Annotated in this window: 11 protein-coding genes; 2 read left to right on the top strand and 9 right to left on the bottom strand. The window is 67.1% G+C overall.

The genetic code is table 11. The features are described from left to right. Positions 1–29 precede the first annotated feature (29 nt). The 8 genes from GQ57_RS00610 to GQ57_RS00640 all read right to left on the bottom strand — a co-directional run bounded on the left by GQ57_RS00610 (position 30) and on the right by GQ57_RS00640 (position 10,547). Entirely contained in the window at positions 30–1,382 is a 1,353-nt protein-coding gene (locus GQ57_RS00610) for a cellulase family glycosylhydrolase (RefSeq protein ID WP_034196759.1), read from the bottom strand. Beyond that, positions 1,379–2,590, bottom strand: a complete 1,212-nt coding sequence (locus tag GQ57_RS00615) for a hypothetical protein (RefSeq protein WP_235214993.1) — start codon at positions 2,588–2,590, stop codon at positions 1,379–1,381. Before GQ57_RS00615 ends, GQ57_RS00610 begins: the two co-directional genes overlap by 4 nt. A gap of 307 nt (positions 2,591–2,897) precedes the next feature. Beyond that, positions 2,898–4,151 carry an oligosaccharide flippase family protein gene (locus GQ57_RS00620; protein ID WP_031396775.1) on the bottom strand — a complete coding sequence of 418 codons (1,254 nt, stop codon included), beginning with the start codon at positions 4,149–4,151 and terminating at the stop codon, positions 2,898–2,900. A 38-nt stretch (positions 4,152–4,189) separates the two neighbouring features. After that, positions 4,190–5,380 carry a glycosyltransferase family 4 protein gene (locus GQ57_RS00625; RefSeq protein ID WP_034196760.1) on the bottom strand — a complete coding sequence of 397 codons (1,191 nt, stop codon included), beginning with the start codon at positions 5,378–5,380 and terminating at the stop codon, positions 4,190–4,192. 437 nt (positions 5,381–5,817) lie between these two features. Next, positions 5,818–7,623: a serine aminopeptidase domain-containing protein gene (locus GQ57_RS00630; protein WP_081896545.1), complete on the bottom strand. Its 1,806-nt coding sequence runs from the start codon at positions 7,621–7,623 to the stop codon at positions 5,818–5,820. A 428-nt stretch (positions 7,624–8,051) separates the two neighbouring features. Beyond that, positions 8,052–9,233, bottom strand: coding sequence for a polysaccharide biosynthesis/export family protein (locus GQ57_RS00635; RefSeq protein WP_034196761.1), 1,182 nt, complete (start codon positions 9,231–9,233; stop codon positions 8,052–8,054). Between the two features lie 257 nt (positions 9,234–9,490). Then, positions 9,491–9,739 carry a hypothetical protein gene (locus GQ57_RS41230; protein ID WP_152601581.1) on the bottom strand — a complete coding sequence of 83 codons (249 nt, stop codon included), beginning with the start codon at positions 9,737–9,739 and terminating at the stop codon, positions 9,491–9,493. A 229-nt stretch (positions 9,740–9,968) separates the two neighbouring features. Continuing rightward, positions 9,969–10,547, bottom strand: coding sequence for a DUF4865 family protein (locus tag GQ57_RS00640; RefSeq protein ID WP_034196762.1), 579 nt, complete (start codon positions 10,545–10,547; stop codon positions 9,969–9,971). Positions 10,548–10,673: 126 nt separating this feature from the next. On the opposite strand from GQ57_RS00640, the gene GQ57_RS00645 reads away from it, so the two are divergent. Both GQ57_RS00645 and GQ57_RS00650 read left to right on the top strand, forming a co-directional pair. Next, the gene (locus tag GQ57_RS00645; protein ID WP_031396780.1) at positions 10,674–11,531 is read left to right on the top strand and encodes a LysR family transcriptional regulator; all 858 of its coding nucleotides are present in this window, start codon (positions 10,674–10,676) and stop codon (positions 11,529–11,531) included. A 25-nt stretch (positions 11,532–11,556) separates the two neighbouring features. After that, positions 11,557–12,282 carry a DUF2625 domain-containing protein gene (locus GQ57_RS00650; protein ID WP_235214994.1) on the top strand — a complete coding sequence of 242 codons (726 nt, stop codon included), beginning with the start codon at positions 11,557–11,559 and terminating at the stop codon, positions 12,280–12,282. Between the two features lie 691 nt (positions 12,283–12,973). Here the strand turns inward: GQ57_RS00650 and GQ57_RS00655 are convergent. After that, a complete protein-coding gene (locus tag GQ57_RS00655; protein ID WP_031396782.1) occupies positions 12,974–13,951 on the bottom strand; it encodes a hypothetical protein in 978 nt (325 codons plus the stop codon). Between the last annotated feature and the right edge of the window lie 3 nt (positions 13,952–13,954).

Consider the following 13,954-nt stretch of genomic DNA (forward strand, 5'->3'; position numbering starts at 1 on the left):
AGGCGATCGTTTCCGATCCTGCTCGCCGGCTATCGGTCAGTCGCAGACACGATGAACACCGGGCCCTGCTCCTCGCGGAGCGTCAATCGACGGCGCGCGATGTCGAGCGACGCGCCGTAGAGATCGGTTGCGGACGTACCCGCGGCAGGCAACCGGGACAGGTCGATATCGACCGCGTTGCCGCTTTCGTAGCACCAGACGACGTATTTCACGACCTTGTCGGCATGCAACTGCAGGACGGCGACGCGCCGGACGGGATCGAGAAACACGCGCGCGGCGTGTGCGTTCGCGGTGAACGCGAACAGGTGCCGAACCGCGACGTAGGCCGGCAGCGGCGTGTTGTCCGCGTCCAGCAGCCCGAAGTTGTGCTCCATGTTCGTCGGGTCGCGCCCGTCGTTGCGCATGTCGTAGTACGCGCTCAGCCCGATCTGGGCGATCCAGTCGACCAGCAGGCGTCGCACCGCGTAGCGCGCCTGGCGCTCGCGCGCGACCGGATCGTGACCGTCGCGGGTATGCGATACGTACTTGTAGCCATAGGTCGGATACGACCATTCGGTTGCCCAGATGGCCGGCGCCGTGCGGTACGCGGCGAGATCCCGCGCGAGCACGGCGTAATCGCCCAGCGCGGTCTCCGGCGCAGTCTGCCGATACGGGTGCACGCTGACCGCGTCGGGTGCGGGCTGCGACGCGCCGCCGATATCGCCCACCGACCGGATGAACGCCCGGTCGACCTGCTGGACGCCGCCCGTCGCGACGACCGCGTCCGGATTCGCGGCCTTGACCGCCCGGACGGTCGCGACCAGCAGGTTCCGGTACGCGGCCGGCGACGGCGGCGCGAGCCAGTAATCCTTGTGATCCTCCTCGTTCCACACTTCGAAGCGCACCGGCTCGCCGCGATAGTGCCGCGCGGCCTGCGTCGCATACTCGGAAAATGCGGCGATCTGCGCGGGCGACGTCGGCGGCTGCTTGGGCGCGTATCGCGGATGCCCGTAGCCGAGAATGAACAGCGCGCCGAGCCCGCGTGCGCGCAGGTTGGCGACAAGCGCGTCGTAGCGCGAGAAATCCCAGCCGTGCGGCGTTTCCACCGAATCCCAGAAGAGATCGGTACGAACGAACGAGAATCCGGCGTCCCGTACCGCGTCGAGCAGCACCGGATCGTCGATCTCGTGGATCGCGACACCCGTGTTCACCCGCGTGTCGAAAAAGCGCGGAAGCGCGACGAACGGCGGTGCGGGCGCTTGCGTCGGGTTCGGCAGGACGACCGGCGGCTCGTCCGAGCGGGCGGAATTCGACGCCGCCGATATCACGACGGCGCCGAGCAGCGCGGCGGCGAACCATTTCGCCCACGCTTTCGCGCGGGCGGGTTCGATGCCCGTGCTCATCGGCTTCCCGCCCAGGTCGCCGTGCGCCCGGCGCTGTCGCGACGCGGTTCGTGCACGCGGCCGGCACGCACGGTCAGCGTGCGGATCGCGAGGCCCGTGAACAGCAGGCAGCCGAGCGCCTCGAAAATGTCCGTGGTCACGCCGCTCAACAGCACGAAGAGCAGCATCGCCCACGCTCGCGGATCGTCGATGCGGCTGGCCAGCACGCGCTGCGCAAACAGGAGCATGACGAGCAGCCCCCCCGCCACGCCGATATTCGCGACGACATAGAGCGCCGCGTTGTCGGCGTAGCCCGTATTGAAGCCGAAGTCGGCCGTGTAGTACGCCGTCGCGGAACCGAAGCCGCCGGGCCCGACGCCGAACCAGAGCAGGTTCGCGTTCGCCATGCCTTCGAGCAGTTTCGGCCAGGTGTTGAACAGCCGGTCCTGCATCGACGCCAGCGAACCCGTATCGGCGACGCCTACGTTGGTCGTCGTGGCGACGACCCAGCCCACGATCGGCAGGACGATCATCAATCCCGTCAGGACGATGCACGCGCGCCGGAGGCCCGGCGTCTTCAGCGTCGTGAAGCAGAACAGCACGAGCGACAGCGCGATGAGCGTCGTCTTGTTGGTGGTGGCCCAGATCGCGTACGCCGACATCGCGAGCAGCGCCGCGATCGCCAGCGCGTTGCGCAGGCGCGGGACGAGCCACGTGGTCAGCAGGCCGATCACGAGGCCGGTCGTGGCGCTGCTGCGGCCGAAACCGGTCAGGCGCGGCACCGTGCCGACGTAATTGGACGACGCGAGCTGCACGTTGACGCCGTCGACGTCGATGCTGCCGCCGACCCACGGCAGGTGGACCAGCCCGTTGAGCATGACCCCCGCGCAGCAGGCCGTCGCCAGCAGGACGATCGCGCCCCGGATCGCGTCCGACTCGAGCAGGTCGAGCGCGCCGCGCGGCATGAGCAGCACGAACAGCAACGGCGCGACCGTCCATATCCAGAAGCATGCGGCCACGAGACTGACGCCGTTCGCGAGCGACACGCACAGTTGCACGGCGAGGAAACTGGCGACCAGCAGCGTATCGACGCGCGGACGGATCGCGAGGCCGAGCGCGATGCAGCCGACCATCAGGGCCTTGGGCAGATAGCCGAGCATCGACACGCCCGCGATCGACGTGTAATAGCGGATCGCGCCGGAAAAGACCTCGCTCGCGATCGCGATCATGAATGTGGCGGCCCAAAGCCGGTTTATCGATCGGTTTCCGTTCATGACGCTGGAGACACATGTTTTCGAGCGGAGCGACGCGAACGCGTGGCGCGCGACCGGATTCGCGCAGACCGCCCCGTGCGACATGCGCCGATCAGGCACGGCGAGGCGTCGCCCGCCCGCGCTGATGTCAGGCCAGTATAGGTGGGGGCCCCCGGAAGAAACGTTCGACAACCCACACTTTCCGTGCCGCGGCAAAGCAGGCTCGCGGGGCCGGAAGATCACGCGGCCGCGCCGCCGTCGGGCGCGTCGGGCGCGCCGGGCGTCAGCCCGTGCGCGCCGGCACGTTGACGAGGCCGACCCGCTCGCGGCGCAGCACGTACGCCAGCGCCGCCGCGACGGCCGTTTCCGCGATCAATACCGCGATGGCCGCGCCGCGCTCGGCGAACAGCATCGCCAGCGGCGGCAGCAGGGTCACGTTCAGCACGCCGGACGAGATCAGGATGAGGCTGAACGCGCGCTTCATGCCGAGCGGCAGCATCGTCTGAACGCCGAACAGGTCCGTCATGCAGGCCATGAACGGCACCAGCGCCAGCCAATGCAGCACGCCGACCGTCGGCGCGAACGAGCTGCCGTACAGGATCCGGACGGCGAGCGGCGCGCATGCGTAGATCGCCGCCGACATCGCGAGCACCAGCGCGCCCTGCATGACGATCAGCTTGCGCAGGAACGCGAAGGCCTCGTCGCGCGCGTGATGCATCAGATAGGTGACGTGCGGATAGGTCGACGCCCGCAGCGGCTGCAACAGGCCGACCGCGGCCCGGATCAGCTTGTCGCCCGCGGCGAAATAGCCGGCGGCGACGTTCCCCGAGACGATGCTCAGCAGCACGGTATTGGTCGACGCATAGAACGAGATCGATGTCGACGCGAGGAACACCTGGAAACCGCCCTTCAGCGCGTCGACGATGTCGGCGAACCGCACGCGCACGCCCTCGATCTCGCGATGCAGGAACAGGTACGCAAGCAGCGTGACCCCGCACAGCAACGGCACCGCCGCGTTGATCGCGACCGCCGGCAGGAGATCGTCCGGCGAGCGAACCCACATGAAGAAGGCCGCCACGCTGAGTGCGCGGTACACGACCACCGTGACGCTGTAGACGCTCAGCCGCTGGATTCCCTGGAAGTACCAGCCCGGCGTCAGCGCGGCGCCGATCGCCATTCCGAACCCGATCAGCAGCGCCGTACGCTCCGCCGCGAAATGCGGGATCAGCACGGTCAGCCCCACGAGCACGGCGAAGCCGGCGACGGTGATCATCCACTGCGCGCACACCGTCGTCCAGAAAATGCGGGACCGTTCGGCCCTGTCCTTCGCGAGGGCGACACGCGGCGTCGCGGTCAGGTCGAAACTGTAGTTCGCCAGGTTGATGAAGTATGTCGCGACCGCCAGCACGAACGACAGCGTGCCGTACTGCTGCGGGCCGAGCACGCGCGTCAGCAGCGGCAACGTGACGAGCGGAACGACGTACGTCGAGATCTGCAGCGCGAACAGCAGCGCAAAATTTTTTCGAACGGCGGTCATCGTGCTCTACGGGCTGAATGTGAACAGTGCGCCGACTGTCAGTGTGCCCACGTGCGCGGACCCTCGGTGCCGATGCCGAGTACGGCGCACAGCGACGACGCATAACGGTCGACCGAGTAACGCGACCAGTCGTAGCGGCGATTCTCGCGATCGAGGTGCGCGCGCAGTCCGGCCAGTGCTCGCGCGAAGTCCTGGGGCGTATTGCGGTAGCGAATCTTGTTGCCGATCTCCTCGCCGAAGGTCGACAGGCTGCCGATGTCGTGCACGAGCGCCGGCAGCCCGAGCATCGCGGCTTCCACGATCACGAGGGGGGCGTTCTCCACCCAGATCGACGGCATCACGAGGGCGTCGTGCATCGGCAACGCGGCGAACAGCGTTTCGTGATCGAGGCGTCCGGCGAATCGCAGTCTGCCCGAATCGACGAGCGCCGCGTAACCGCTCTCGAGGGCGCCCCGCTCCGATCCGTCGCCGTAGACCGTGAGCGACGCGATCGCATCGCCGGCCGGCTGGGCCATCAGCGCGAGAAACGGCGCGAGGCCCTTGTCCGCTTCCACGCGGCCGACGAACGCGAGATCGAGACGATCGCCCCTCGCGCGCTTCGGCGCACGCGGAACGAGCGTGGCATCGACCGGGTTCGGCAGCAGCGTGGCGGGCGTGCGGCTCGATCCTGCGATCAGGTCGCGCATGAACGGGCTCGGGCAGAGAATCTCGTCGAACAGGCCGAGCGGATCGAACAGCGCGTTCACCGCATGCCAGTGAAGCTTCTTCGCGACGTCGTGCAGCACGCCGTGCGGGCTGGCGGTGAAGACGCCCCGCCGCGCCCGCCGCAGCGTGTCGAGCGACAACGGCCGCGCCCGTCCGCCGGAGTAGACCATCAGGCTCGGGTTGTAGAACAGCAGATGGTAGTCGTGCGCGGTCAGGTACAACCCGCATCCCGAGCGCCGCTTGTAGCGGGCGAGCACGGGCAGGATCGCGCTCGACAGCAGGTTGTGATAGTTGTGCACGAGGATCCGCTGCGGACGGAACCGCTCGAGCAGCGCGACGAGCGCGCGCGCGGCGGCTGGCGACCAGGCACGCGCGCGCCGGCTGTTCCCGGCATCGGGCAGCGCATGCTCGTCGAAGGTTTCGACCACGACGTCGTCGCGGGCGCGCAGCACATCGACGGATACCCGGTACACCTCCTCGGCCCCCCCCTTGCGGACGAAGTCGTTGATCACCAGCACACGCATCGCGACGGCCCTCAATGTACGCTGGGCCGGGCGCGCGACGCGCCGTCACCGTCCTTGCAGGCCGCAAGCGTCGCCATGCGCCCGCTCCACGTTCCGGCCCCCTGCACGCACGCCCGCGCGAACCGGCGCGCCGCAGGGTGTGGGCTCATCTTTCGGCATTCACGGCGATTTCGTTGCATCGGCATTCCTGAACGGCCTCGTGACGCCGATGCCGTCGAAAACGGGGCGACACGAGAAAGGGACACCGCCACGATAATGTGTCGGAAACCGCGGATCTGTTCGCACGGTTACTTACGGGCGGTTTCAGCCGGGCAGCCGGGCAGCCGGGCGCGCCGGGCAGCGCTCCCGGTTGCGCACCGGGCAACCTGCCGGCCGTTCAGGCGGCCGGGACTCGCCGGTCGCGCCGCGTTCGTCTCGACGCGGGGCCCGCCCGGATGTTACGGAATCGCGCGTTCCGTCTTCGTTTTCACTTCCGTTCCCGGAGCGCTGGCAACCGCGACGACGGAGGCGGCCGGCGCATGCCAGCCGACCAGCAGCGCGGCGCACCGGTCGATCACGTATTGCGCGGCGGCGGCGCCGTGCAACGAATGATCGAGCGTGTCCTGCGTATCGACCGACACATTCGGCAAGTGCGCGAACGCGCCGGACACGGGACCGAAATTCCGGACGATCACGTCGACGCCCGCGTCGAACGTCCCGTAGATCAGGTGCGTCTGGATACCGCGCAGCGACATGTCGCGCAGCAGGCCGCGAGGCGTGTCCTTGCCCGGCCCCCGGCCGATGCGCTCCGCCAGGTTCCTCACCGGCACGGTCGCACTATCCACGACAAAGCGGGCGAGCGCACGCAATACCGGGCGCAGGTCGCGGCCCTCGCTCAGCAGGCGGCGCCACTTGTCGACGCTGCGCAACGACGCGACATAGCCGCGCATCGAATTGGTCTGGTTGTCGACGGCATCCGCGAGCGTCTGCCCGCGCGGCCAGATGAGCACCGGGAGGTTGACCGCGATCACGCCGGCCAGCGTCCCTTGCGCGGCCGCATGAAGCGAAGCGTACGCGCCGGAGCAGATTCCGAACGTGACGACCCTGTGGTGGCCGGCTTCCTTCAACCAGCGCGCGGCGGCGACCATGTCGGCAACAGCCTGGTCGGAGTACGGGATGTCCGTCTGGTTGTCGCGCGCACGCCGGCCGCTGTCGCCGATGCCGCTCGAATCGACGCGCAGGCTGCGGATGCCGAGCGCCGCGAGCGAACGGGCCAGCCGAACCGCCAGCCGCCCGTCCGCGACACGCGGGTTGGCCGCCGTATTGGCGATCAGCAACGTGGGCGCGGCGGCGCACGCCCTGTCGCCGGCCGGCTCGCACAGCACGCCGACCAGTTGCTGCGGCCCCACGCGCACCAGGTGTTCGACGCAGCCGTTGCCGGCCAGCGTGGGCCGGGGCGCGGGACGTCGCGCGAGCGTGCGGACGGCCGCGGTCGAACCGTCGTCGATCCAGTCCACGATCGTATCGGGCAGCGCATCGGGCCATCGCGACCAGATCGGTTCGCGCATCGCGACCGCCCAGTCCGAGCAGGTTTGTAGGTTCACCGCGACACCGCGCGCCTGCAGCGCGGACGACAACGCGGCACCGTCGCCGTACGGCGCATCGACGATCAACGCGCGCGCCGGGCAGCTCTGCAGATTCGCGGCGGTGCGGCACAGATCGATGCGCCGGAGCGCGTCGACGAGATCGTCGGGATACGCATGGCCCAGCACGGTGAACGGCCGTTCGTCGCGAACCGCATCCCGTACGGCGGGCGACACGTTGTCGAGCCAGCGTTGCGCGACGAGCGAAAGCTCGCGCATGTAGCTGCGGCCGCGCACGACGGGCGCCAGCGCGACGAAACGCGTGAGGCCGGGTATCCCGTCGGCCGCAAGGAGTGCCAACGCCGCGCCCGCGCGCACGCCGACGAGCGTCAGGCCGTCCAGCGTCGCGCTTTCACGCAGCGTCCGGGCGGCTTGCCGGATGCTCGCCAGCATGCGCTCGAAGCGTTCGGCATCCTGTTCGTCGCCGAGCGAATCCCCGCTCGCCGGATACTGAAAACGCAGCACCGGAAAGCCTCGATCGGCGAGATGCTCCGCGAGCGAGCGCACGAGCTTGTGAAGCCAGAGCGCCTCATGGCCCAGCGGCTCGCAAATGACGATGCCGTGGGATCGGTTGCCCTCGTGAAGCCAGCCAACGCATCCATCGAAGTGGATGGGTGTCATGGTTTGGTCCTTGTTCTAGGTGTCTGACGGGCCGGATTTCAATACGTGCCTGCCGCAGGCCATGCGGCAAGTGGTCGGGCGCTACTCACCAGACCGAAGAGCGGCACGCGCATGAAGCACGAACGCTTGCCGTGGACCACCCCGATCCGCGGGCTCTTCGAGATTGAGACTGGTGTCGGGAATGTGCTTGATTCGCATTCCGTCATATCGCCATCTTTCATGCCTGACGACCTCGATGCGTCGGGCCGGCGGCCCCGCTCGAATGTCTACGCGCAGTAGATCATTCACGCCTGACGTATTTCGTACGCCACATTACAATTTCAATACTTTCCGCAGTATCACCACCCCGCAGCCGGCAGGAACGATGACTGCGTCCTTCCACGCGCCCGACGGCGCGAAAAATCTTCCCCGGCGCGCACAACGGGGCATCACGGCGTCACGGCCCGGGCGGTCAATGCGCCCTGCGCCGCGGACGGAATCAGCAGGTTCACGACGCGGCTCCAGCGCACCAGCGACGATGCGTCGACGAACACGACGTCGCGCCGCTCGAGCGCGAACTGGTCGGCGAGCGCGTACGACGCCGGCGCACTTCCGTCCAGGTGATAGACCTGCGGCCGGTTGCCCGGCCCGCGGCGCACCACGTAAATCTGCCGCGCGTCCGACGTGTACTGGCTCACACCGCCCGTATCGCCGAGCGCTTCGCCGAGGCTCATCCGTCCGTCGGTCAACGTCAGCGTCGCCGGGCGCGACACTTCGCCCAGCACGAACACCTTCGCGTCGCTCGTCGCCCGCACGCGCACCAGATCGCCGTCGCGCAGCAGGATGTTCGACGGATTCACGCCGGCCGCGATCAGGGCCGGCAGGCTCACGTTCACGGTCTGTCCGCCGCGCGTCACCGACACCTGCGACCGGTCCGCCGTGGTCGTGAAGCCGCCCGCGCGATCGATCGCCTCGGGCAGCGTCATCGGCATGTCGTTGACGATCTGCAGCCCCGGCGTGCGCACCTCCCCATCCAGATAGACGCGCTTGCTGCGATACGCCTGGATGCGCAGCGCGATCTGCGGCTTGCGCACGGTTTCGCCCAGCCGCCGGGTCAGCACCGTGCGCGCCTCCGCCTCGGTCAACCCCGCCACGTGAACGAGGCCCGCGTAGGCGAACTGCACGTTGCCGCCGGGGTCGACCGTGTAGCCGGCCGCCACCGAGTTGGTACCGATGTTGTCGCCGTTCGTCGTCTGGGCGGCGGGCAGGTTCAGTTCCGGGTGATCCCATACGACGATGTTCAGCACGTCGCCGGGGCCGATCACGTACGGCTTCGGCGTGCCGAACAGGCGCCGGACTTCGGCGTCGACGCTGGCGGGTCGCGCAGCCTGCTGCTGGACGAACGCCGGCGTGATCTCGATCAGGTCCTCGCTCGACACGTTCTGCACCCCGTCGAGGCCGCCCGCGCCCGATGCGGCGACGTTCACGCTCGCATTCGCGTCGCGTCCGGCCGGCGCGCGGTACGTCATGCCGGGGGCGAATGCACATGCGCTCAGCGCGCACACGGTCGCAGCCGCCGCGAGCAGTCGCGGCGAACCGAGCCTCGTTCTCTTTTGTGTAGTCGTTGACATCGCGTCTTTCCAAACTGTGCAGGAACCCGTCCGGGATGACGGACTGGCGCATTGCGCTTGCCGGCACGGCACGCGCCGCATTGCCGCGCTTCCCTTGTCGCCGCACATCGTTCCGCCCGTTTCGTGATGAACGGCTCGATGTCGCATATGCCCGCGTCCTGCCGGTCGTGCTCCGTCAGGGCTACTCACGCGGTAATACCCGATTGGACACCGTCTGGCGCGACATGTATGTGAGCGACCCCACCGAAAGCCTGTCTTCATACAAAAATGCGATCGCACCCCGGCTTTCGCCGGCCCGTGCGGCCGATGCCAGTGCCGGAACCGCTGCCGGGCTGGAGGAAGCCGGCGATGTCGGTCCGGAACGAGACGACCGGCCGTTCGAACGCCGGATGCGCTGTGTCGGGCGCGTTGCCTGTCGGGGTGGCGGACAGCCGCTCACGTTTGTCGAGGTCGTTGAGGTCGTCGCGGGCCGGCCGGTTGCAGGGAACCCTGCGGCCATAAACCAACGGGGGAGCCGCGCACGTCGTGCCCGGCTCCCCCGCATTCGCCCTCCCGTCGACGCTGCTTATCGAAGCAACAACGCCAGCAACGTCGCAAGCGCGGCAAGCGCCGCCATCCCTGCCGCCACGCCGGCCAGATGCGCGGCAACCGCCAGGCCGGCCGGCAAGCATGTCGACGCCTCGCCACTCGCCCCGCCCGCGGGCCCGGCCCGCGGTCGCGATGCAACGCCGGCCATCACGCGCCGCCCGCTTCGAGCGTATCGAGCAACGGCCTGGCCAGATACAGGACCTGATGCACCGTGCCGGCCGCCCCGCCCTCCGGTTCGTGTTCGGACAGCAGGATGCGGCTCAGTCTCCAGCGCGCGGTATCGATGCTGACTGCCGCGGCGACAACGCCGGCCTGCGCCGCCGCTTCGCGATTGCGCGCGATCTCTCGCGCAAGCGTCGCATCGAGGTCGGAATCGGCCGGAATATCGGTGGCGTCCAGCCGCGCGAAGCGTGCCGTCGAAGCGCTGCCCTTGCGGGCGTCGAGCACGACCTGCACGTCGATCGGCGCGCGTCCGAAGCTGGCAGTGACGACCCGATAGCGGCCTTCCGCGACGAACCGCGTAAACGCCTGCTCGTTGCGCCACAGATAAAGCGACGCAAAACTGTTTTCCGTCGCGCCGTGGCGGCCTGCCTCGCGCAGCAGGAACCCCTTGAACAGCAGGTCCGGCGCGTCGTCCCAGTGCCTGCCGCGCTCACGGGCGCGCTCGCGGATAAGGTCGAGGTCGTAGTCCGCCGGCAGGCGGTGCACGTAGTACGCGGTCAGCATGATCGACTCCTGGAAAGGAAACGGAGATTCCGGACGGCTCGAAGACAGCGTAGAAGACCTTGAATCATTTGAAAATACGATGGCAGAATATTTCAATGATTCAATTCTGAAATGAGTGAGTACGCGATGAAAACGCTCGACATTGAAGCCGTGCAGGCGTTCGTGCTGACCGCCGACCTCAAGAGTTTTACGCGGGCCGCCGAGGCGATGGACACGACGCAGTCGGCGGTGAGCCTGAAGATCAAGCGGCTCGAGGACGGGCTCGGCCGCCGCCTGCTGGAGCGCACGCCGCGGCAGGTTCGCCTTTCGGCCGACGGCACCGCGTTCCTGGTGCCGGCGCGCGAACTGGTGGCTGCTCACCAGGGCGCGGTCGGCGCGTTCGGCATCGGGCAGCGGCGGCTGGTGATCGGCGTGAGCCATCATGTCGTCGGCGCCGAGCTTCCGATGCTGCTGCGGCGCATGAGCGAAGCGGAGCCGGGGCTCGTGCTGGAGATCCGGGTCGCCGCGTCGCGCGACGTGCTCGATGCGTTCGACCGCGGCGAACTCGACGCGGCCGTCGCGTTGCGGCACGACAGCCGGCGGCTCGACGGCGAGACCATCCTGTCGGAATCGTTCGGCTGGATGGCCGCGACCGATTTCGAGTACCATCCGCCGCAACCGCTGCGGCTCGCCACGCAGGCCGAGCCGTGCAGCGTGCGCCGCATGGCGATCGGCGCGCTGGACGAAGCCGGCGTCGCCTGGACGGAAGTCTTCGTCGGCGGCGGCGTGGCGACGATCGGCGCGGCGGTATCCGCGGGGCTGGCCGTCGCCGCGCTCGGGCATCGCGTGGCGCCCGCCGGGACGATCGACGTGGGCGCGCAATACGGATTGCCGCCGCTGCCTTCACGCGATGTCGTGCTCTACTCGAACCAGACCGATGCGCCGGCCCGGCAGGCGCTGCGTACGCTCGGCGCGGCGCTGCGGTCGTCGGTCGGGGTGCGGTGACGTCGCGTGCGGCACGGGTAGGTCGATGCATGCGAAGTACCGCTCGGTCGCGCCGGTGCCGGTCGGCCCACGCTGGATCGAAACACACGGAGAAAACGACATGCGCCCGCTGGACGAACTGGTGAACGAACGCGAATCCGCTCTTCCGACCTTGACCGAGTGGGCGGCGGCGGCCAGCGGCCCGTGCGAAATACTGCCCTCGTCCGATCGGTGCGGCGACGTGCTGGCGGCGCTTCAGGTCTCCACACGATCGACGTTGGGAACGGTCGCCTACTCGACCGGCGGCATCCTGGCGGCGGGAGGCTTCCTTCGCCTGCTCGGCTCGGGCCATCCGAGGCTGCCCAGGGACATCGTCGGCTGGAACGACGGGCGCTCGTCCGGTTTTCTGCTGGTCGCGGACGACACCGTCGGCGGATTCTTCGCATTGAACGGCGGCGCACTCGGGGAGGACACGGGCTCGCTGTATTACCTTGCCCCCGATACCTTGCAGTGGGAGCCCCTCGAGATCGGGTACAGCGACTTCGTGCGCTGGGCCCTCGGCGAAAAGCCGGACGACTTCTATGCGGGCATGCGCTGGCCCGGCTGGCAGGCCGATGTCCAGCATCTGACGACGGATCAATGCTTCAGCTTCTATCCGTTCCTGTGGACCAAGGAAGGATCGGTCGAACACAGCAGCCGCAAGGCGATAGCCGTTTCCGAACTGTACGCACTGCATCTTGCCCTTCGATCCGGAGCGTCACCGCAATCGTGACCGGGCCGCGGTGCTCGAACGACGCACGCGGCCGGGGCGGCGGCCATCCATTCCCATCGTGTCGGCGGCAACAACATGCACCGATGCGCCCCACGGGAGATTCCCCGCGTCTTCCCGCTCTCACCTGCGCGGGCGGGAACGAAAAGACGGCACCTCGATGTCATTACGTGCGTAAGTCAAGACCTGATCTCTCAGTCAGCGTCAGATCAGGTCTGAGATAGCTTCGGCATCACTCCATCAAGGGCCCGGATCGACCCATCTCAGTCGTTCGTCGCCGCGCCGACTATCCGTCGTTTCTTGGGACCACAACGGCCATTCAGGAACACCTCTTTCGAGAAAAGCCCTCCATAGAGCCATCTCGCTTGCTAGTCCGCGTTAACTTGCGGTCGGTCGTGCGACCGTGCGGTTTGCAGATGCCTGCCAGGCTCCTCAGTGGCGAGCACGACCGACACCTAGGCATTAGCGACCTTCCCTTTCATGCGCCATATGTTGGATATGCGGATTCAGGCAGGTCTACGATCCCCGCTTGGCTCGGCCAGTGATTGATGCACACAGGTCTACCCATCGAGTGGGACTTGCTTCGGGCCGGCTCGGGACCGCACGCTTCCACGAACGACCGCTGACCGGCGAGAAGTGCGGCGACTCGGCGCCGTGAACAGTCGCTCACTACCTGAACCCAAGCCTCAAGGTGTCACTGCACTTTCCTGATCCTGAAGTCGAACATTGTGTGCAAGACACCCAACTGATTAACCGTTTGGGGGGTTTCGCTCGTGATCACCCATCCTGCTTTCCGGAAAACGCCGGTGCTGGTTCTTCCGTGCCGCTGGCAGTCGGACACCACGTCGTCACTGCGTTTTGGTGATGAATCGAAAAACGCCGTCCTGCAGTAATCCTCTTCGCCAATGGGTTCTTTCGCCCAAGTCGCGACCACAGCTTGCGCAGCCGACACTGCTTCCTTCTGCCTCTCAACCATATCTTGTCTATGCACTTCCCCGCGATGCTGCGCCTCTTGAATCTGACTATCAACCTTCTTCAGGAGAGACACTTTTTCTTGTTGTGCGTCATCGAAAAACTTGACGGTGTTGGTCACCGGTGCACCAATTACGCGACCCGGATCCCAGAATTCGTCTGTCGGAACCAGATAGGCCGAAGGCTGTAGCGGGTTGGAATTCCAAGGCAGGATCGCCTGAAGGTCATCGTCCGTGATACCGGAAAGCAGATTGCCCATCGCATTGTAATTGTGGATGTTGAACGGGACTCGGTTGGTGCATGTCTTGTCAGTATCGCAATGCAGCCATGCCAGTTCCGACGCCTTGGGATACGCGCGCAGCCTCACATTGAAGGTCTCGCCGGAACGCATTTGCACGCTCACGTTGCCGACCTTGCTACCGACCTTGCGCGAAAAATTGACGCTGGAGACGTCCTTCGTGTTGTAAACGCGCTCACCGATCTGAAGAGCGAGGATCTCGTCGCCACTGCGGGTCCACGCCCAATACTTAGGGGAGAGGTCGCTCTTGGACGTCGTGTACGCCACCGTGTTATCGGAATAGACGTTCAGGGTAGTGGTATCCATCTTGCCCACTTCCGTCTTGACTGCAGAAGTGCTTGCGCAGGCTTGCAGTAGAACCGTCAAAGCGCCAGCTGTTCCAATGAGGTATTTTTTCTTCATTCT

This window comes from Burkholderia sp. MSh2, from assembly GCF_000731655.1.
GTDB lineage: Bacteria > Pseudomonadota > Gammaproteobacteria > Burkholderiales > Burkholderiaceae > Burkholderia > Burkholderia paludis.

Excerpts from the sequence above, each read along its gene's own strand:
- GQ57_RS00610 (WP_034196759.1), bottom strand. The coding sequence starts at position 1,382 with ATGAGCACGGGCATCGAACCCGCCCGCGCGAAAGCGTGGGCGAAATGG.
- GQ57_RS00615 (WP_235214993.1), bottom strand. The coding sequence starts at position 2,590 with ATGATCGCGATCGCGAGCGAGGTCTTTTCCGGCGCGATCCGCTATTAC.
- GQ57_RS00620 (WP_031396775.1), bottom strand. The coding sequence starts at position 4,151 with ATGACCGCCGTTCGAAAAAATTTTGCGCTGCTGTTCGCGCTGCAGATC.
- GQ57_RS00625 (WP_034196760.1), bottom strand. The coding sequence starts at position 5,380 with ATGCGTGTGCTGGTGATCAACGACTTCGTCCGCAAGGGGGGGGCCGAG.
- GQ57_RS00630 (WP_081896545.1), bottom strand. The coding sequence starts at position 7,623 with ATGACACCCATCCACTTCGATGGATGCGTTGGCTGGCTTCACGAGGGC.
- GQ57_RS00635 (WP_034196761.1), bottom strand. The coding sequence starts at position 9,233 with ATGTCAACGACTACACAAAAGAGAACGAGGCTCGGTTCGCCGCGACTG.
- GQ57_RS00640 (WP_034196762.1), bottom strand. The coding sequence starts at position 10,547 with ATGCTGACCGCGTACTACGTGCACCGCCTGCCGGCGGACTACGACCTC.
- GQ57_RS00645 (WP_031396780.1), top strand. The coding sequence starts at position 10,674 with ATGAAAACGCTCGACATTGAAGCCGTGCAGGCGTTCGTGCTGACCGCC.
- GQ57_RS00650 (WP_235214994.1), top strand. The coding sequence starts at position 11,557 with ATGCATGCGAAGTACCGCTCGGTCGCGCCGGTGCCGGTCGGCCCACGC.
- GQ57_RS00655 (WP_031396782.1), bottom strand. The coding sequence starts at position 13,951 with ATGAAGAAAAAATACCTCATTGGAACAGCTGGCGCTTTGACGGTTCTA.